The following is a 15,720-nucleotide window of genomic DNA, read 5'->3' as shown; positions in this document are numbered from 1 at the left end:
CTACGCGGACGGGGAGAGCTCCGCCCTGACCGACTTCTTGAGCAAAAAACCAGCGATCTTCCCGCCGACGTCGACCAGGTCGGCCGGATCCATGGAGCGGACTTCGGCTTCGGTCAGGCTGGGGATGCTGATGCGCGGGGTCACGCGCATGATCGCGGCGACGTCCAGCTGCAGCAGTTCGGCCAGGGAAACGCCGCGCAGCTCGCCGGCGTTAGGTTTGCGCAGGGTGATCTGGTCAATGGTGGTCTCGCCGCGCGTGATGGGTTGATCGAGGACGACGACGTTGTCTTGGGCGGTATCGCTCATGGTGGTACTCCAGGTAATGGGCTAGGACTGGCCCGCCGCAGCGGGCCGGAAAATGGGAGGGATCAGATGCCGAGGGCAGCGCGCTGCTTGGCCAGGCGGTCTTCACCGCCGACGTTCTCGACGAAGTTGAGGAGGTCGATCTCGATCACGGTCGCGCCTGCCACGATCAGCTTGTAGTAGCTGCAGGTGGTGGTGATCTTGTGCTCGGTGTCCTCGCCCGGAGTGGCCTCGCCCATCTCGATGGTTTCGTGGCGGCCGCGGACCACGACCTCGACGGCGGTGTCCTCGCCGGTGTCGTCCTGCTGGTAGGTACCGGTGAAGCGCAGGGGTACGGCTGCGGCGCCCACGGCGCCGAATTGCTTTAGGGCGGTGAGGTCCAGGCCGCCCAGGGTCCACTCCAGCTGAATGCCGTCGTCGGAGAAACCCAGGTCTGCCTTGACCGGGCCGTTCATGCCGGCGCCGCGGAAGGCTTCCATCTTGCGGCCGAGGGGCGGCAGGGTGCAGGACTTGGCGACGCCCAGGTAGGAGTAGCCGTCGTTGAAAAGCATCATGTTCTTGAGTTTGCGGGGCATAGCCATAAGGGCAGCTCTCCAGAAGGCGCCCTAGGGGACGCCGGATGTTCAGGGTAGGGATCAGGCGTTGACGCGGCTGGCGAAGTCGACCAGGAAGCGGTCGGTGATGCGCTGGCGCAGGGTCAGGTCTTCCAGCGGCGGGACCGGGGTGTAGTCGTAGTCCAGAAAGAGCTTGCCGGCCTTGAGCGTCTCCTTCTCGTTGGCATCGGCGTCGTACCAGCACTCGCCGCCGAGCAGGTAGCCCTGGCGGGTCAGCTCGCGGAACTTGGCGTTGATGCCCTCGACGATGTCGCGCACCAGGCTCGGGTGCATGGGGCGGTCATTGGCCCAGAAATGCGCCTCGGCCATGGTGTCGGCCAGCACCTGGGCGGTGCGGGTGTAGTTCTCGAAGGCGAAAAGTGGATCCTCGCTGGTGGTGCGGGAGCCCCAGAAGCGATAGCCGTCGTGGTTGATTAGCGTGGTCACCTCGTTGCCGTTGAGGTAGTCGCTGTCCGTTGCGGTGTTTTGCAGATCCCAGAAGACGTCCTTGCTGATGCCGGTCACGCCATCCACGGCCACGTTGGACAGGGTTTTGTGCCAGCCGGTGCTCTGGTCCAGCTGGGCGCGCAGGCCCAGCGCCCGGGCGGTAGCGTTGGCGGTCACAGTGGCGTTCTGGACGGTGGACCAGGCTAGGAAGTCCGGCCAATGGAGCATCAGCTCACGGGCGCCGAACTGGTTGCGGTAGGCGACGGCCTCTTCCTTGGTGGCGCAGCCGTTGCAGCTCGCGTATACGAAGCCGCGCAGCTGCTTGGCGATGGCCACCATGGCGGTGGTGACGGCCTGGGTGTCGAGCCCGGGCACGCCCAGGATGCGCGGCGTGATGCCCAGCTGGGCCTTGGCCGCGAGCAGCGCCTTCATGCCGGTGTAACGGCCATTGGCGACGCCGCCGATGATGTTGCTCTGCAGCTCGGCCGCGTTGGCGCCATCGGCCACGCGGACCACGACGGTGACGGGCTTGGACTGGTCGGCGATCGCCTGCAGCGACTCGGCCAGGGTGCCCCTGGTGCCGGCTTTGCCGATAGCGCCCTGGACGTTGGTCAGCAGGACGGGATTGTTGAGTGGGAAAGCGGTGGCATCGGCATCGCTGCCGGTGCAGACCACGCCGATGACGGCGGTGGAGACGGTGGAAATGGAGCGGGTGCCCTGATTGATCTCGAGGACACGCACGCCGTGATGGTAGTCAGCCATGAGGGGTTGCCTGCGCAGGTGGGTAGGTGACGCTGCACAGGCTGGCGGATCCGCGCGCGCGGGTCGCGGGGCGGGGTTTGTAGGGGCGGGAGCTACAAAATCACGCGATGTGGCTCTGCATGGTGGGCGGAAAACGCTTCTGCATCGCCTGTCAGGCGTGAGACCGGCGTCGTTTCGCCAGCCTTACTGATCGGCGCTTATTTCGCCATAAGCGGGGTACGTCGCGAAGCGGAGCAGTGCCGATCCGGAAGGACCAGTATGCCCAGCCAGTGGTGGTCATCAGCCCGCGGCGTTGTTTGTGCTCCTCGAGTAGAACCAGCTCCTTGATGAATCTGTAAAAGCCCGCATCGCTGAGATAGTCGTCGTTGGCGCGCTCGACCACTCGATGCCCTAACCCGGTCACCATATCGAGAATGCACGCGGCAGGCAGGATGCACGCGGCTATCGGCACCACGATGATTTGGAACAATGCCGAGTAGGCGGAGGAAAAATCCGACCAGAGCGTTGGAAGCGCAGGGTAAAAGGTTTCCTTGTCGATAAGGGCCACGACCACAGCCGCTATCACGGCGAGAAGCCCACCGAGATACGTCGCGAAATTACCTGCACTCGGTAGGCTGAAAAAGTGACGGGTGCGAAGGGTTGCCGGACTACCAGCGCGTCGCTCCAGTGACTGACGCCACTCCCATTGTTCGATGAGCTCTCTGGCCAGCTCGACAAAGTCTTCCCGGCCAGCAAAGTGCTCGGAAATCATTCGCCGCTTCGCTCGATCCGTTGCCGACATTGCCTGCCGGATGCCCAAGATTCTCTTACCTGGGTGATTGCGGGCGAAGCGACGTCGGTCAACCTCTATCAGGATCTGGGCGAGGCCTAGCAGCATTGGCATCTCCCAGAAGAGGGTCCAGTAGGAGAGATTCGCGTAGGTCGGAAGCTGCAGGTAGACGTGGTGGTAGAAGAAAAGCGCTATCGAAAGGATGACAAGCAACATCGATAAGGCGAAGAGAATGAAGATTCGCGATCCCCAAACGAAGCTGGGTATTAGGCGAAATTCGCGTCTGAAATTCTTGGCGTGGTGGGCAACGGTGCGCATTCTTGGCTTCCCTGCTAGCAGAGCACTGAAGATAGGCCAGGGCTTGCGCCTATCACCAGCTGCCCACAACCCTGCGCTGGCATAACCGCGACAGCCGGCGTTATCTATGTATTTGCTGCCAGATAGCCAGACGTTGCGTCCGGATCCGGGCTTGCCGGCCAGTCGCCTTCGGCCGGAACGGCGCCGATGGTGTCAACGCGATTGAGCAGCACCCGGTAGGTCTTCCAGGACTTGAGCGCCTTGGTCTCGGCCTCCGTGGCGATCTCCAGATCCACGGCATCCTGCAGGGCGTTGACCTGGTTGCTGGCGTACTGCAGCAGCAGGGCGCGCTTGCGGGTAGCCAGGGCCTTGGCCGTGGCCAGTTGCGCGGCTTCGTCCAGCTGCCAGTGGTCGTCCTGCCAGGTGTCGAATTCGCTCAGGGGCGCCACCAGGGTGTAATCGCTGGGCAGTGGGCCCAGCAGCGTCCACTGGTGGGGCTCACCGCTGCCGGTGTGGTAGACAGTGGCACCGCGGTGGTCCTCGACCTCGATCCAGGCCCCATCACGGCGCACCAGGACCAGGCCGGCGCTCGGCTCGGGCGGGTTGTCCAGGGTGCTGTGGGCCGGGATGAGCCAGACATCCGGCTCCAGCGGGCTGGGATCCGCCGACGTTTTGCCCAGGAGCTCGCCGGACACCGAGTCGAAGGTGGCCACCTGGGGAGCCAGGCGGTCTTGCCACCAGGGAAGCGCAGTGGCCTGGGTGGGAAGGTCCAGGCTGACCAGCAGGTTTTCAGAGTCGGTAACTGTCATGGGGGCGATCCTCAATACTTGATGCAGGCCAGCAGCGCGATGTTGCGCGGGCGGGATTCGGTACCGCCGCTGAAGTTGACGGTGATGGTGTGGGTGTGATCGCCCGCAGTGCTGGTGCCCTGACTGGCTTCACCGGAGTAATAGGCCTCATCGCCATACACCGCATTACCAGCGCCTTCAGGCGCGCGGTCCTGCTTGAACGACATGGTGTGCTGGTGAGCACCGGAATACGCCGCGGTAGCAGAGTGGGTGTGGTTCAGGTTCTGGCTGGCCTGGCTGCTATTCAGGACCCGACCACCATCGACGCCGCGCCCATCGTCCCAGGCGCGCAGGAACTCACCACGCAGGTCCGGCAGGTTGAACGTGGTGGAGCCATCCCCTGCGCCGAAGTTGGTACCGATCACGGCAAACAGCGCGGCGTAGGTGGAGCGCGATACCGCTGCGCCGTTGGCTTTGAGGAAGCCGGCCGGTGCCGAGCTGTTGGGGAAGAAGACGATCTCGGCGGTGCGTGTGCCGGTGGCGTCCTGAACGAAGGCAGTATTGGCGCCATCGTTGCTGTTATCGCCGCGAGCCTTGGTCGGCATTTCGATGCCGTTACCCACTACGACCTTGCCGGTATCGAGCTTGACCGACAGCGGGCGGAGCGAGTTGTAGCCGCCATACGGATCGCCCGAAGCGGTGAGCATGAGCCATAGATAATTGCCGTCATTGCGCCAGAAGGTGCCGTAGTTGCCGGACACGATCCGATAGGCGTTCTGCGACAGCGACCGAACCTCACCGCCGGGGGTCACGCTCAGCAGGGACGGGTTCCACGTTGCCCCGTTGTCGCCGTTGTCCCACTCCAGAAACAGGTTGTTGCCGTCGGTCTTCCAGCGGGAGGACTTGGCGCCGCCGGTCCGATCCAGCATGGCCACGGTGGGCGCGTAGCTCATCACGGAGAGGCCACCAGTGCCGTCGCCGGCATCGCTCTGGACACACAGGCTGGCCCCGCTGGGATCGTTGGTCCAGCTGCTACCCGGCCGGATTCGCGTCTTGACCACGTACTCCAGCTGGTCTTGGTCATTGAGGCCGCCGAAGTAGGCGCGACGGTCTTCGGTTGCCGAGCCGCTGGGGGTGAAGAACCAGCGAGGCCTCCAGCCGCCCTTGCCGTCGTTGACGCCCTGATAGCACAGCGTGGTGATACCGACATAGTTGCGGTATTCCAGCGACAGGTTTCCAGCGGTCTCCAGGTTCTGCAGCGTGACCAGCTTCCAGCCATTGCCCGTCGTCGTGCCTTTCAGCACATGATCAGTCTGGTCCTGAAGGTCGGAAAACTTGCCGGTTCGGGCAACGTTGGCCAACTGGTCGGCGAACACGAATTCGCGCCATGCATACCAGCTCGCGTCGTGCCGCACCCGAACGAACGTCCGCCCACGACCGCCCGAGGCGCCGAAGACTTCGGTAGCCACCTGGGTCAAGCGAGCACCAGAGCCTGGCTGGCCGTGGGTGAAGACCTCGAACGCCACCCGGGCGGCATCCGCCGCGCCGGTCACAGGCCAGTTCAAGGCTGCGCCGGCGGTCACGGCGTCTTCGCACCGGATCATGCCTCCTACCGGTGCGTCGTTGAGGTTTATCGCGTTGTTCTGTACCGGCGCCGCGCCGGCCAGGCCGTAGGCCGCCATCACGGCCTGCACGAAGGCGGTGGTGGCGATCTGGGTGGTGTTGGTGGCGATGCCGGCCGTGGGCGCCTTGGGCGTACCGGTCAGGTTCGGCGACTCGCTGTTGGCCTTGAGCCCCAGCGCCGTGGCCATATCGGTGGCGTAGTTCGGGTTGTTGCCCAGGGCGGCCGCCAATTCGTTCAGCTGGTTGAGCGCTTCCGGCGAGCCATTGACCAGGGCAGCGATCGCGGCCTGGACGAAGGCCGTCGTGGCGATGCTGGTGTCATTGTCGCCGGCGGCCGGGGTCGGCGCGCGCGGATCACCCGTCAGTACCGGCGAGTTGAGCGGCGCCTTGCTGTCGTCGGTGATGGCGATGTTTGCCGTTCCGTCGAAAGGCACGCCGTTGATGGTCCGGGCGGTGGCCAGCTTGGTGGCACTCGGTGCCTGGCCGGTGCTGTTGCCGGTACCGCCATTGGCCACGGCCGTAATGACCGCCCCGGCCGTGACGCGGCCCTTCTCGTCGACGGTGACGCTGCCGTAAGTGCCGGCTGCTACGCCAGTCTTGGCCAGGGTCACGGTGATGCTGGCGTTGGCCGAGCCGTCGAAGTTGGCTGAGCCGCCGGCATCACCCGTCAGGTTGATAGCCCGCGCGGTGGCCAGCTTGACGGCCACCGCAGCGCTGCGTGCTCCGCTGAGCAGGCCGTCAATTAGGCCTTTGAGGTACTTGGTGCGGTTGGCCAGCTGCTGGCCCTGGCGGTTGGAGAGCCCTTCGGGGCCGCCGACTACCGGATCGGTTTTCTCGATCTGGTAGACGCCATCCTCCCACTGCTCTTTATCGGTGAGGTTCGTCATCAAGCGACTCCGTAGGTGAAGGTCCCGTCGTAACGGAAGGTGCCGCTGTGATCGTTGAGCGCAGCGGTGAAGTTGAGGGCAATGAGCTCGCAGCGCGCCGGGGCGACGTCGGCGAGGGTTTGGCGGATCCGCGCGGCCTGGGCCACGCTGATGGGCTGGGTGACGTACACGCTGTACTTGGCCCAGTGCTCGTCATGGCCATAGAAGCGGTCGCCGTTGTAGGTGCGGCTGGCATCGTGGAGGCCGCCCGTGGCGCCCTCAATGAGGGTGAAGGCCTCGGAGCCGAGCAGGTTGGTCAGGGCGCGGCGGACGGCGCCGCGGGTGCCCTTGTGCCGGTGGACGGTGACGGAATCCGCAATGATCTGGCGCTTGGCGTCCTCGCCCCAGTTGACGTCCCAGTCGTCGACCGATACCGCCCAGGCCAGCCAGGGCAGCACCGCGGCCGGGCACTTCCAGGGGTTCCACAGATCGCGGATCGGCACCGGCAGCGCATCGAGGCCGGCGCCGCTGGCGGTGATCGCACGCTCCAGGGGCAGGCTGTTGGGTGGCAGCAGGACGCTACTCATCGGTGCCGCCCTGGGTCAGGGTGATGCCGGTGCAGTAGGCGGCCTGGTGCGGGGCGACCTCGAGGTCGGTGGCCGGGCTGGTCAGGATGACGTTCTGCACGCCGCTCTGATGCAGCGCGGCGAACAGGCCCGAGCGGGAGACGTCCTGGCCCATGGCGTGGCGCTCGGCCACGTAGGCCTGCGCCTTGGCCAGGGCCGCGGCTTGCACGACGGCCATATCCGGGCCGCTGTAGAAGATCAGGGTGGCCGCCACTTGGTAGGGCAGGATCTCGGCGGCGACCACTTCGACGGTGTCGCAGAGTGGCCGGACGTCTTCGTCGTTGAGCGCCGCGGTCACGGTGGCCAGCAGCGCGGCGCTCGGCGTGCCGTCGCCTTCGGTGCTCAGGACCACGACCCGCACGGTGCCCTGGATGGGACGCAGGATGGCCACGTCCTTGACCTTGGCCGAGGCGGACAGCGCGTGATAGCGGTAGGCGTTGCGCGGGCCGGCGGTGGTGAAGCCTTCCAGGGCGAGCTGGGTCCGGTACCGCAGGCGATCGTCCGTCTCATAGACGGCGGGGATGGCCGGGGTGACGCGGGTGTCGGCCGGCGTCACCAGCAGGCGCTGGACGCCGTACCAGGCAGCGACGTTCTCAAGGTCCGCGCCGGTGGCGTAGGCCAGCATCACCGCCTTGGCGCCGTCGTTGATGCGCTGGCGGAGGATGAGCTCGCGGTAGGTGTTCTCCTGGAGCAGCTTGTTCAGCGGCTGCGACTCCAGCTCCAGGCGCGCGGCGATGTTGGCCTGCTCGGCGGCCGGATACAGGCTGACCAGGCGGGCCTTGCGGGCGGCCAGCAGGGTCTCGAAGCCCAAGGACTCTACGACGTCGGGCAACGGCAGGAGGGAAAGGTCGATCATGCGAGGCCTCCAAAGACCAAGGGGGCGCGCAGGCTGACGGCGGCGTTGGTGACGGTGCTGTAGCCCTCCAGGTCGACGAAGGCCTGGCCCGGGGCGTCGCCCAGGGTGAGCGCGATGCGGGTGAGGTTGAGCCGCGGCTCCCAGCGCATGAGGGCAATCACGGCCACGGCCTTGGCCTGCAGCGCGGTGGCGTCGTTGAACGGCTGATCGATCAGGCTGAACAGGTCGCAGCCATAGGGGCGGCGCATCACGCGGGTGCCGATCGGGGTGGTGAGGATGTCGCCGACCGATTGCTGGAGCTCCTCGAGCTCGGTGATGGCGAGGCCCGTTGTGCGGCTCATCATGGCGTGGGCGCTCCGGTCTTCGCGTTGCCGGCCTGGACGCCCCCGTGCGGGTGCTTAACCAGGCTGATGCCGGCGGCGACGACGTCGCGGGTCACGGTCACCAGGCCGTCGATGTCGACGTCGCCCTGCAGCTTTAAACCTCCCGGGGCGACGATCTCGACACGTCCGCCGGCGGGCAGGGTGGCCAGCAGCTGGTGGGCTTCGCTGTCGTACTCGACGACGGCGCCGTCCGGGTAGGTGCGGCGGTGCAGGCCGGCGCGATCGCCGTTGGCAGGAATGAGGGCGCTGAACAGGCCGGTAATGGCGATGCCCTGGGCGGTCTGGCCGCTGGGGCTGAGGACCAAGACCTGCTCGCCCACCGTGGGCGGATCCCAGTCGCGCGAGGTGCCAGCGCGCAGTGCGGCCCAGGGCAGCCAGCCGGTCAGCAGCTCGCCGCTCTGAACCCGAACCCGGGCAGGGCGCTTGTCTGGGAGACTGCCATGGTTGACCTCGGCAATGGTGCCGAGGCGGATCAGGTTCTCAATGAGGCGGGAGAGGGCGGCGATATCGGTCATGCCGCGGAGGATGGCGACCGCGCGCGCGAGGTGCAGCTATCCTGTGATGTAGCATTGATTGCTACAAGAAAGGATAGTTAGGTGACTGAGGAGAAAGGTTATGCGTATTGCTATCTATTGCCGTGATTGCATTGCTGATGTAAAGACTAATTATATGCCCGCGTACATGGAGCTCCGCGATGACGGGGTTTACGAAACCACCTGCCCATTTGGCCATAAGTCGGTGCATATCTTACAGCCTCAACGGTTTGAGGTGCTTTCTGAGCTCGCTGTATCTGCTATCGTAGATGGTTACTATCGTGAGGCTGTAGCAAATTTCACTTCCAGTATGGAACGCTTTTTTGAATTTTTTATTAGGGTAAAGTTGAATTCGACAGGGGTTGCGAAGGAATCGGTAGAAAATTTTTGGAAGGAAATATCGTCTCAGTCTGAAAGGCAGTTAGGTGCTTTCCTTTCGGCTTACACTGATGCATTCGGCATGCCGCCGCAGTTGCTGCACAAAAAAAAGGTAGAGCTTCGTAATGCCGTAATACACAAGGGAAGGATTCCATCCAGGGACCAGGCAATTGAGTATGGTCAGGCTGTAATAGATGTTATGCGTCCGATAAAGTGGTGCATGAAAGATAGCTTTGAAGAAAGCGTGCAAACTTTAACTACTCAATATTTATACGAGTTAACTTCGAATCCCGATCTGCCGCGCACGACTACTTGGGTCAGTACCCTCTTCAGTTTAGTTGAAAGCCGGGATCAAGAAGTTACTTTGATCGAGGCTATTGCTAAACGGGTACAGCTATGAAATATGTATTTACCGGTGTTGTGAGGCCAGAGAGGGCTTCAATTTCCACCCCGAAGGTAACCAATATTCTAGATAGCGGTGAGGTGTTTAGCTTGCTGTGTCATGGTTCTCAATTCAAAGTAACGGTAGAAAGTGAAAAGCTAGATGGCTATTTTGCTGCCAAAATTCTTGCCCAGAATTTTGCTTCCACTGTGATCGTATCTTTGGGGTTTGCGCGTGGTATTAGCCTATCTGTTGAAATACTGCAATACACTGCAGAGGATGATGAGTTTTTTTTTGGTGCTGATCCTATAAGGCCAAGCGTCAGTGATTCTCTCGGTTACGAAAATGAATTAGCGGAGTTCGGTCGCGCTCTTGATCTTGCTTGCGCAGATGTATTCTTTAGATTCGCTCTTAGAGACTATTCGCAAGCACTGATAAATGAGACCGACTGCGCCACCTATTGTTATAGGGCGATAGAGAGTATTCGGTGCGCATTTGACTTTGAGACTGGGCGAGAAAAGAATTGGCGTGCGATGCATGATGCATTAGGCACTGACAGAGAAGAGATTCGCCTTAAGGTAAAGGAGTATTCTGATCCGGTAAGGCATGGTAACTGGCTTGGCGCGAAGGAAACTAATACTGAAATTAGGTGGAAAATGTTTGAATTGACTAGGGATGTATTAGGAAGGTATTTGACATATCGTGGTCGATGAAGTGACAGCGATATTCTGCCAAGAGATTTTAGAGGTTCAGTGCGTCTAGTACCATTTCTTCTAGGGCTTTGACGTCTCTCTCCATAAGGCCGAGGATCTGGCGGCGAGGATAGCGAACCTCAGGTGCCCCACGCTCGGCGCGGTCTTTCAGACCGTACTGGTGGACACGAGCAATGCGGGAGACGCGACCGGCGAAGCCGATCACCGCCTGTTGCGGCGTGCCCTTGGCCTTGAGGTATCGGGCCATCTTGAGCTTCTCGAACATGCGCCGCTTGATTCGGCCCTTCTTGCCACGCAGATCCCGCGGCTTGCGCGCCTCGAACGGTGAGCCATCCGGGTTCACCTGGGCGCGGATCCGCTGCTGCTGACCGCGGCGCAGCTGCTGGGCAGCCTTGCGAGCCAGTTGAGCCCGGCCGCGGCCATCGAGCTTCTGCAGCAGCGGCGAAAGCCAGGTCTCCAGCGCCTCGAGGTCAGCCACGGCTGCGGCCCGGATGTGGCGTTTCCAGGGCCAGAGCGTCACCGGTGGATCCGGATTGCCACTCGGCGAGCAGCTCACCGCCAGCGAAGACCTGCCAGGTGGCCGGCTCCTGGTACTCGGTGTATTTCGATTCTGGAACGTGGCTCAGCTGATAGGTGCCGTCTGGCTGGCTCTTGACGACCACGCGCTCGGTGAGGGGCAGGGTGATAGCTAGATCCACCTTGGAGTTGTCCAGGATGTCAGCCTCGAAGCCGATGCCCTGGGCGGACTTGTCCAGGTTGACCAGGAGCTCGGACTGGTTCGTCCGGACCCAGGCCAGCAGCGGCAGCATCACGGCGTCCGGGTGGCCGGCGAAGTCGGTCAGGATGATCTGCAGCTCGTAGCCGTATTCCCAGGACAGGCTGGCCGCGGCGGTGCAGCGCAGCTTGCCCTTGTCGATGAAGACCAGCAGCCGGTCCGGGCTGTGGCGCAGCTCAGGGACGGCGGCGAGCAAGTGAGCGCGCAGGCTCTCGGGCTTGTTCATGGCCGGGCCTGCTGGGCGTCATAGACCATATCGACCTGGGCGGCGCAGTCGGCCCAGGCAGCCTCCAGGGCTTCGCTGTCGTCCAGGAGCTCGCCGTTATTGCGCGGGGCGGTCGACGGCAGCTGGCAGCGCGTTACCACTGGACAGCCACTCACGGTAAGCCGTGGCTCCGGTGAGGACGGGCCGCTGGCGCAGCCGGCGAGCAGCAGCAGGCAGAGGCTGACCAGCCCAAGCCTTGAGTTCGGCGTTTTCATCTTCGAGCTCCTGGATCCGGCGCCGGCGAACATCGATCTCGCGGCGCAGGTTTTTCTGGGTGGTCTGCAGCTGGGCCTGGGCGGCCCGCTGCTGGGTGAGGGTGGCGGTGAGGTCGTCCCGCTCACCAATTAGCTGGGTGACCTGGTCCTCGGCGGCCTCGCGCTGCTGGTTGGCCTGGTCTATGCGCAGGCCCTGCGCATAGAGGGTCAGGCACAGCACGGCGATCGTCAGGGCCAGGGCGAGCGAGAAGAGCGCCTTCTCCTTCCAGCTGATCATTGGCGGTACCAGCCAGCGCGGTTCATCGCCGCCTGGTCCAGGTGCTCGAGCTCGCCGATCACCACGACAGCCCGCACGCCAGGCTTTGCGGTCTGGATGGCTTCGCAGAGGCGCTCGGCTTCCTCAAAGGACGCGCCGGCCGGCAGGATGAAGACCTCCCCATCCTGCGGATCCAGGCGCTGCACGTCGGTGACGGGTGTCATGCGGCGTCCTTAGCCGGGGCGGCAGCGCTGTAGCGGGTGAAAGCGCGCTCGAGCTTCACGTCGTAGAGGTTGCGGGCGTAGGCCGGGCCGTTGTAGCCGCGGGCGAAGTCTGCCCACTTGCCGGCCTTCAATGCCTTGAGCAGCGCGGGCTCCGCCTTGACAAGGCGGACGAAGGCGTCGAGCTGCTCGGCTTCGCTGGTCTGCATGCGGGTGACGAAGTCCTGGACGCTGGCATAGCCGAGGTTCTGCCAGTGGTAGCCCATGATCTGGAACAGGCCCCAGCTGCACGACTCCAGCGCGCAGGCCTCGTCGATCTGCCGGGCCGAGGTCAGGCGCTGCCACTCGGCCGCGCCGCCAGCGTAGCCGCCGGACTTCGGGTTGATCAGGCTCGGGTTGAGGGCTGCCAGGCGATCGGCCTCGGCCTGACCGTGGGCCTTGACCAGGCGCTGGTAGAAGACGTGGCGCTCGAACAGGATCACCACCTTGCCGTTGTCCAGGAAGCCTTCGCCCTTGGACTCGACCTCATTGACCGCCTGGACGGCCGCGATGGGGACGCCCAGGGTCTTGCCGGCGAGCTCGAGGTCGGCGTAGCCCAGGTGGAGCGGGTCGCGCTTGCCCAGCAGGGCGGCGAAGGTCTTGGGGCCAGCGATGCCATCGGCCACCAGTCCGACCGAGCGCTGGAAGGCTTCGACTGCTTGCTCGGTGTCTTCGTCGTAGGCGCCGTCCAGGTCGACGGTGAAGCCGGCCGCGGCCAGGGCTTTCTGCAGGTCGCGCACGGCGAGGCCGTGGGCGCCGATGAGCAGGATCTTGGGCTGGTTCATTGCGTTTCCACCTTGCGTTCGACGAAGCGTTTGGCCGCGGCGCGAGTGCCCTCGACGCCTAGCAGTCCGATGATTCCGCCCCAGAAGGGGCCGGTGCTGGCGGGGATGCCCAGCAGGGAAAGACCGTGGCTTGCGGCCAGGGCCAGGGCGCCGCAGAGCGGCGCTTCGAGCAGCACGCGCCGCAGGGTGCCGCCGCCGTAGGCGATGCGCAGGGCGGCAATGACGCCAGCTACCAGCCCGGCGTAGAGCGCAGGCCAGTTGTGTTCGAGCCAGGCGGCGAGCCAGGCCCAGGTGTCGGGACGGTCGGGCATAGGAGGTTTCTCGTGCATGGGGTCAGTCCCAGAGGTTCACCGGCTGCTGCGCAGCAATGCCGGCAGAAGCTTGGGCGGGGGCGCCTGGCAGGGTGATAGGTGTGCCGATTGGCAGGATGGGGCCGAGCTCGGCCAGGCCCGGGTTGGCTTCGAGCGCGGCCTCGGTGACGCCCTGGGTGCGGCCGTAGTGCCGCAGGCAGACCCGGTCCAGGGTGTCGCCTTGCTGGGCGCGCACGACGGTGGCCATCAGATGAGCTCCACGGTGGTCCGGGCCAGGCCCAGGAAGTCGCGGATGGCCCAGCGCTGATCACGCCGGTACTCGTCAATGGTGGGTGTCTGCGCCTCGGCGTCCTTGTCGCCCTTGGCGGTGCTGTCGTAGCTGCGGTACCGCTCGGCGACCTCGGCCGCGGTGCCGGCATCAATCGCACGCAGGTATAGGTGGGCGCGCTCGCTGACGCCGTCGACCTGGGGCCCGGGCACGGCGGCCAGGGTCGCGTAGCCGCGGGTGGACTGGGCGAAGCGGTAGCCGGCGAGCTCGCGGTTGACGCCGATGGCCGCGGCGATCACCGCGGCTTTCAACTTCTCCGTGCTGACGCTGCTATCGATCCGCAGCCGCGCGCGGACCTGGTCCAGATCGATCAGCGGCCAGAAGGGGTCGGACACCACCTGACCGCTGGCGACGGTGCCGCCTGCAACGAATCCGCTCATGGTGCTGCTCTCGAATGGGTCGCCGGTGGTCGGGGCTTCACGGTCCCAGGCAATGCCTGGCCGATCCGCCCCGAGCCGGCGGGGTTGCGGGGGACCGCTCGGTTAGCCGCCTGGGGCGGCATGTTTCTTGGCCAGGCGCTCGGCCCGTTCCAGGTCTTTCTTGCCGCCGCAGCGGTCGTGCAGGCCGATCGCCTTGCGCAACATCTCGATCGCCGAGACCAACTGGCCCGGACGACCTGGGCGATCCTCGTCGACGCCGGCCAGCTCAGCCCGGCCGATGGCCAGATAGAGCTTGGCGCGCGCCTCGTCGGGCATGTCGTGCTCATCGGTGAGTACGGCGGTGCGGACCAGGATGTCCAGGTCGAAGATCTGGCCGGCCTTCTGCGCCGCCAGTGCGCCTTCGGCGACTTCCTCGGCTATCAGGCAGCCCGGGGTGCGCTCGAAGCGATCGGGCATCAGCAGGCCGTGGCGCAGCACGTAGGCGGCGATGTCCAGGGCACCGGCGAACTCGCCGGCGTCGATGCGCCAGATCATCACCGTGACCAGCACCTCGTCCTGGGCGCCATTGCCGCCCTCGAGCACGCCGCTGACATAGTCCGCGTAGGCGCCGAGCAACTGCCGCTTGAGCTCGGCCTTGGCCTGGGTGGATTGCACTTGCTTGAGTCGCAGCCGGTCCTGCAGCAGCTGGGCCAGCTGCTGCTCATACACGGTGCGGCCCGCCATGCTATCGGCCGGCCCGGCGGCTGCGGCGGCGAGCGCCGCTGCAGCCGCCTGGAAGTGGCTTTTCGCGGGAGAGGAGGCCATGGCTTACACGCCCGTCACGATGTTTTCGATCAGGCAGCCGAAGCCGTAGTCCTCGACCACGTAGGCGTCGTTGCTCGACTCGTAGTTCTCGATGCGGTTCTTCTCCGGCGCCTCCTTGACGAAGCGGCGGCGGCCACCGGTTTGGTAGTACAGCGACAGGTTCTGCAGCGAGGTGATGAGCATCCCGTTGTCCGGGCAGTACGGCACCTCCACCGGCTGCAGGCCGCCCATGCGGCGCTGGGCCAGGATCACGTCGGTGGCCAGCTTCTCGGAGGCTGGCTGCTCCTTGTTCACCAGCGGGAAGTACTTGTCGTGCACCAGGTCGCGGCCGAGGATCACCACCAGGCCCGGATCCTTGCGGTACCAGGGGTCGATCAGGTTGCTGACCGCGTCGAAGACCAGGGCGTCCAGGTTGTTGTAGTCGGCGTCGCTGCCGGTACCAATGACGATCTTGCCTTCGGCCTTACCCGACTTCAGGACGCGCTGCGGTGCATTGCTGCGGTACTGCTGCAGCCAGCCGATGTTCACGTCCTGGAGCAGCGGGTTGGTGGCGCGGTTGGTGGTGGGCGCGGCGCTGGTGCCGTTGAAGCCGATCATCAGCCGGTCCAGGGCCTGCCGCTTCACGATGGCGTCACGCAGGCGAGACTGGAAGTCGGGGAATTTGGCCCAGGTATCCAACAGCTGGTAGGTGATGGCGGTGTCGAAATCGGTCTTCTTGCACTCGTACCCGCGATTGTCGAGCGCCTGCATCTCGCGGGGTTGGCGGGTGGCGGTGCCGCTGGTGTCGGTGCGGCCAGCGATGGTGCCAGAAACGCCCAGGCCGACCTTTTCGCCCATCAGCTCGTCAACGGGGATGACGTTGACCTTGCTCAAGAAGTCGCTGGACTCCTGGATGCGGGTTTCCAGCTTCTGCTGCACGGTGGGCGCTACGGCGAAGGTCGCCGCGGAGGAGGAAACGCCGGACAGCTTGGCGACCTGCTCCAGGTATTGGTTGAACAGCACACGGGTATCGTTACGCATGG

The 15,720-nt window shown here is 64.5% G+C and carries 22 protein-coding genes and 1 pseudogene; 2 read left to right on the top strand and 21 right to left on the bottom strand.

Features of this window, described 5'->3' with window-relative positions:
- From PSK12I2_RS0117680 to PSK12I2_RS0117635, 10 genes are all read right to left on the bottom strand, one after another.
- Window positions 1-306 carry a phage tail assembly protein gene (locus PSK12I2_RS0117680; RefSeq protein ID WP_027599410.1) on the bottom strand — a complete coding sequence of 102 codons (306 nt, stop codon included), beginning with the start codon at window positions 304-306 and terminating at the stop codon, window positions 1-3.
- 62 nt (window positions 307-368) lie between these two features.
- Window positions 369-884, bottom strand: a complete 516-nt coding sequence (locus PSK12I2_RS0117675; protein WP_027599409.1) for a phage major tail tube protein — start codon at window positions 882-884, stop codon at window positions 369-371.
- A gap of 54 nt (window positions 885-938) precedes the next feature.
- Window positions 939-2,105, bottom strand: coding sequence for a phage tail sheath protein (locus PSK12I2_RS0117670; protein ID WP_027599408.1), 1,167 nt, complete (start codon window positions 2,103-2,105; stop codon window positions 939-941).
- 151 nt (window positions 2,106-2,256) lie between these two features.
- The gene (locus PSK12I2_RS25090; RefSeq protein ID WP_177324655.1) at window positions 2,257-3,192 is read right to left on the bottom strand and encodes a hypothetical protein; all 936 of its coding nucleotides are present in this window, start codon (window positions 3,190-3,192) and stop codon (window positions 2,257-2,259) included.
- 104 nt (window positions 3,193-3,296) lie between these two features.
- Window positions 3,297-3,980, bottom strand: coding sequence for a tail fiber assembly protein (locus PSK12I2_RS24085; RefSeq protein WP_051398750.1), 684 nt, complete (start codon window positions 3,978-3,980; stop codon window positions 3,297-3,299).
- 11 nt (window positions 3,981-3,991) lie between these two features.
- Complete coding sequence (locus PSK12I2_RS24930) at window positions 3,992-6,469, bottom strand: phage tail protein (protein ID WP_051398749.1); 2,478 nt, start codon at window positions 6,467-6,469, stop codon at window positions 3,992-3,994.
- Window positions 6,469-7,035 carry a phage tail protein I gene (locus PSK12I2_RS0117650; RefSeq protein WP_027599407.1) on the bottom strand — a complete coding sequence of 189 codons (567 nt, stop codon included), beginning with the start codon at window positions 7,033-7,035 and terminating at the stop codon, window positions 6,469-6,471. Before PSK12I2_RS0117650 ends, PSK12I2_RS24930 begins: the two co-directional genes overlap by 1 nt.
- Window positions 7,028-7,930, bottom strand: coding sequence for a baseplate J/gp47 family protein (locus PSK12I2_RS0117645; protein WP_027599406.1), 903 nt, complete (start codon window positions 7,928-7,930; stop codon window positions 7,028-7,030). Before PSK12I2_RS0117645 ends, PSK12I2_RS0117650 begins: the two co-directional genes overlap by 8 nt.
- Window positions 7,927-8,271 carry a GPW/gp25 family protein gene (locus PSK12I2_RS0117640; RefSeq protein WP_027599405.1) on the bottom strand — a complete coding sequence of 115 codons (345 nt, stop codon included), beginning with the start codon at window positions 8,269-8,271 and terminating at the stop codon, window positions 7,927-7,929. The genes PSK12I2_RS0117645 and PSK12I2_RS0117640 overlap by 4 nt, the downstream gene beginning before the upstream one ends.
- Window positions 8,271-8,828, bottom strand: coding sequence for a phage baseplate assembly protein V (locus PSK12I2_RS0117635; protein WP_027599404.1), 558 nt, complete (start codon window positions 8,826-8,828; stop codon window positions 8,271-8,273). The genes PSK12I2_RS0117640 and PSK12I2_RS0117635 overlap by 1 nt, the downstream gene beginning before the upstream one ends.
- Before the next feature lie 100 nt (window positions 8,829-8,928).
- Between PSK12I2_RS0117635 and PSK12I2_RS24925 the strand changes: the two genes are divergently transcribed.
- Both PSK12I2_RS24925 and PSK12I2_RS24920 read left to right on the top strand, forming a co-directional pair.
- On the top strand, window positions 8,929-9,624 hold the full coding sequence (locus PSK12I2_RS24925) for a hypothetical protein (RefSeq protein ID WP_156930161.1): 696 nt from the start codon (window positions 8,929-8,931) through the stop codon (window positions 9,622-9,624).
- Window positions 9,621-10,319 (top strand): hypothetical protein, encoded by a 699-nt coding sequence (locus tag PSK12I2_RS24920; RefSeq protein ID WP_156930160.1) that lies wholly within the window; start codon window positions 9,621-9,623, stop codon window positions 10,317-10,319. The genes PSK12I2_RS24925 and PSK12I2_RS24920 overlap by 4 nt, the downstream gene beginning before the upstream one ends.
- A 28-nt stretch (window positions 10,320-10,347) precedes the next feature.
- Here the strand turns inward: PSK12I2_RS24920 and PSK12I2_RS0117630 are convergent, their stop codons facing one another.
- The 11 genes and pseudogenes from PSK12I2_RS0117630 to PSK12I2_RS0117580 all read right to left on the bottom strand — a co-directional run bounded on the left by PSK12I2_RS0117630 (window position 10,348) and on the right by PSK12I2_RS0117580 (window position 15,718).
- Window positions 10,348-10,797: a phage virion morphogenesis protein gene (locus tag PSK12I2_RS0117630; RefSeq protein WP_027599403.1), complete on the bottom strand. Its 450-nt coding sequence runs from the start codon at window positions 10,795-10,797 to the stop codon at window positions 10,348-10,350.
- Window positions 10,790-11,320 carry a phage tail protein gene (locus tag PSK12I2_RS0117625; RefSeq protein WP_027599402.1) on the bottom strand — a complete coding sequence of 177 codons (531 nt, stop codon included), beginning with the start codon at window positions 11,318-11,320 and terminating at the stop codon, window positions 10,790-10,792. The genes PSK12I2_RS0117630 and PSK12I2_RS0117625 overlap by 8 nt, the downstream gene beginning before the upstream one ends.
- Window positions 11,317-11,574: an Rz1-like lysis system protein LysC gene (lysC, locus tag PSK12I2_RS25150; protein ID WP_218186274.1), complete on the bottom strand. Its 258-nt coding sequence runs from the start codon at window positions 11,572-11,574 to the stop codon at window positions 11,317-11,319. The genes PSK12I2_RS0117625 and lysC overlap by 4 nt, the downstream gene beginning before the upstream one ends.
- Window positions 11,498-11,851: pseudogene (locus tag PSK12I2_RS25305) on the bottom strand (LysB family phage lysis regulatory protein); the annotation flags it as partial. The gene lysC and the pseudogene PSK12I2_RS25305, both read right to left, overlap by 77 nt.
- Window positions 11,848-12,054, bottom strand: coding sequence for a hypothetical protein (locus PSK12I2_RS0117610; protein WP_027599399.1), 207 nt, complete (start codon window positions 12,052-12,054; stop codon window positions 11,848-11,850). The gene PSK12I2_RS0117610 and the pseudogene PSK12I2_RS25305, both read right to left, overlap by 4 nt.
- Window positions 12,051-12,875 carry an N-acetylmuramidase family protein gene (locus PSK12I2_RS0117605; RefSeq protein ID WP_027599398.1) on the bottom strand — a complete coding sequence of 275 codons (825 nt, stop codon included), beginning with the start codon at window positions 12,873-12,875 and terminating at the stop codon, window positions 12,051-12,053. The genes PSK12I2_RS0117610 and PSK12I2_RS0117605 overlap by 4 nt, the downstream gene beginning before the upstream one ends.
- Window positions 12,872-13,186, bottom strand: a complete 315-nt coding sequence (locus PSK12I2_RS0117600) for a phage holin, lambda family (RefSeq protein ID WP_027599397.1) — start codon at window positions 13,184-13,186, stop codon at window positions 12,872-12,874. Before PSK12I2_RS0117600 ends, PSK12I2_RS0117605 begins: the two co-directional genes overlap by 4 nt.
- A gap of 22 nt (window positions 13,187-13,208) precedes the next feature.
- The gene (locus PSK12I2_RS0117595) at window positions 13,209-13,433 is read right to left on the bottom strand and encodes a tail protein X (RefSeq protein ID WP_027599396.1); all 225 of its coding nucleotides are present in this window, start codon (window positions 13,431-13,433) and stop codon (window positions 13,209-13,211) included.
- Complete coding sequence (locus tag PSK12I2_RS0117590; protein ID WP_027599395.1) at window positions 13,433-13,894, bottom strand: head completion/stabilization protein; 462 nt, start codon at window positions 13,892-13,894, stop codon at window positions 13,433-13,435. The genes PSK12I2_RS0117595 and PSK12I2_RS0117590 overlap by 1 nt, the downstream gene beginning before the upstream one ends.
- A gap of 102 nt (window positions 13,895-13,996) precedes the next feature.
- Window positions 13,997-14,698 (bottom strand): phage terminase small subunit, encoded by a 702-nt coding sequence (gene gpM, locus PSK12I2_RS0117585; protein ID WP_027599394.1) that lies wholly within the window; start codon window positions 14,696-14,698, stop codon window positions 13,997-13,999.
- 3 nt (window positions 14,699-14,701) lie between these two features.
- Window positions 14,702-15,718 carry a phage major capsid protein, P2 family gene (locus PSK12I2_RS0117580; protein ID WP_027599393.1) on the bottom strand — a complete coding sequence of 339 codons (1,017 nt, stop codon included), beginning with the start codon at window positions 15,716-15,718 and terminating at the stop codon, window positions 14,702-14,704.
- Window positions 15,719-15,720: the final 2 nt, after the last annotated feature.

Source organism: Pseudomonas sp. MOIL14HWK12:I2, from assembly GCF_000510745.1.
Lineage (GTDB): Bacteria > Pseudomonadota > Gammaproteobacteria > Pseudomonadales > Pseudomonadaceae > Chryseomonas > Chryseomonas oryzihabitans.
The sequence above is the reverse complement of the archived record's forward strand: the minus strand, read 5'-3'. Positions and strand labels throughout refer to the sequence as shown.

Bases quoted from the DNA above. Each gene is read 5' to 3' on its own strand.
- PSK12I2_RS0117590 (WP_027599395.1), bottom strand. From the start codon at position 13,894: ATGAGCGGATTCGTTGCAGGCGGCACCGTCGCCAGCGGTCAGGTGGTG.
- gpM (WP_027599394.1), bottom strand. From the start codon at position 14,698: ATGGCCTCCTCTCCCGCGAAAAGCCACTTCCAGGCGGCTGCAGCGGCG.
- PSK12I2_RS0117670 (WP_027599408.1), bottom strand. From the start codon at position 2,105: ATGGCTGACTACCATCACGGCGTGCGTGTCCTCGAGATCAATCAGGGC.
- PSK12I2_RS0117625 (WP_027599402.1), bottom strand. From the start codon at position 11,320: ATGAACAAGCCCGAGAGCCTGCGCGCTCACTTGCTCGCCGCCGTCCCT.
- PSK12I2_RS24920 (WP_156930160.1), top strand. From the start codon at position 9,621: ATGAAATATGTATTTACCGGTGTTGTGAGGCCAGAGAGGGCTTCAATT.
- PSK12I2_RS0117610 (WP_027599399.1), bottom strand. From the start codon at position 12,054: ATGACACCCGTCACCGACGTGCAGCGCCTGGATCCGCAGGATGGGGAG.
- PSK12I2_RS0117650 (WP_027599407.1), bottom strand. From the start codon at position 7,035: ATGAGTAGCGTCCTGCTGCCACCCAACAGCCTGCCCCTGGAGCGTGCG.
- PSK12I2_RS0117600 (WP_027599397.1), bottom strand. From the start codon at position 13,186: ATGCCCGACCGTCCCGACACCTGGGCCTGGCTCGCCGCCTGGCTCGAA.
- PSK12I2_RS0117595 (WP_027599396.1), bottom strand. From the start codon at position 13,433: ATGGCCACCGTCGTGCGCGCCCAGCAAGGCGACACCCTGGACCGGGTC.
- lysC (WP_218186274.1), bottom strand. From the start codon at position 11,574: ATGAAAACGCCGAACTCAAGGCTTGGGCTGGTCAGCCTCTGCCTGCTG.
- PSK12I2_RS0117580 (WP_027599393.1), bottom strand. From the start codon at position 15,718: ATGCGTAACGATACCCGTGTGCTGTTCAACCAATACCTGGAGCAGGTC.
- PSK12I2_RS0117675 (WP_027599409.1), bottom strand. From the start codon at position 884: ATGGCTATGCCCCGCAAACTCAAGAACATGATGCTTTTCAACGACGGC.
- PSK12I2_RS0117635 (WP_027599404.1), bottom strand. From the start codon at position 8,828: ATGACCGATATCGCCGCCCTCTCCCGCCTCATTGAGAACCTGATCCGC.
- PSK12I2_RS0117605 (WP_027599398.1), bottom strand. From the start codon at position 12,875: ATGAACCAGCCCAAGATCCTGCTCATCGGCGCCCACGGCCTCGCCGTG.
- PSK12I2_RS25090 (WP_177324655.1), bottom strand. From the start codon at position 3,192: ATGCGCACCGTTGCCCACCACGCCAAGAATTTCAGACGCGAATTTCGC.
- PSK12I2_RS0117640 (WP_027599405.1), bottom strand. From the start codon at position 8,271: ATGAGCCGCACAACGGGCCTCGCCATCACCGAGCTCGAGGAGCTCCAG.
- PSK12I2_RS0117680 (WP_027599410.1), bottom strand. From the start codon at position 306: ATGAGCGATACCGCCCAAGACAACGTCGTCGTCCTCGATCAACCCATC.
- PSK12I2_RS24085 (WP_051398750.1), bottom strand. From the start codon at position 3,980: ATGACAGTTACCGACTCTGAAAACCTGCTGGTCAGCCTGGACCTTCCC.
- PSK12I2_RS0117645 (WP_027599406.1), bottom strand. From the start codon at position 7,930: ATGATCGACCTTTCCCTCCTGCCGTTGCCCGACGTCGTAGAGTCCTTG.
- PSK12I2_RS24930 (WP_051398749.1), bottom strand. From the start codon at position 6,469: ATGACGAACCTCACCGATAAAGAGCAGTGGGAGGATGGCGTCTACCAG.
- PSK12I2_RS24925 (WP_156930161.1), top strand. From the start codon at position 8,929: ATGCGTATTGCTATCTATTGCCGTGATTGCATTGCTGATGTAAAGACT.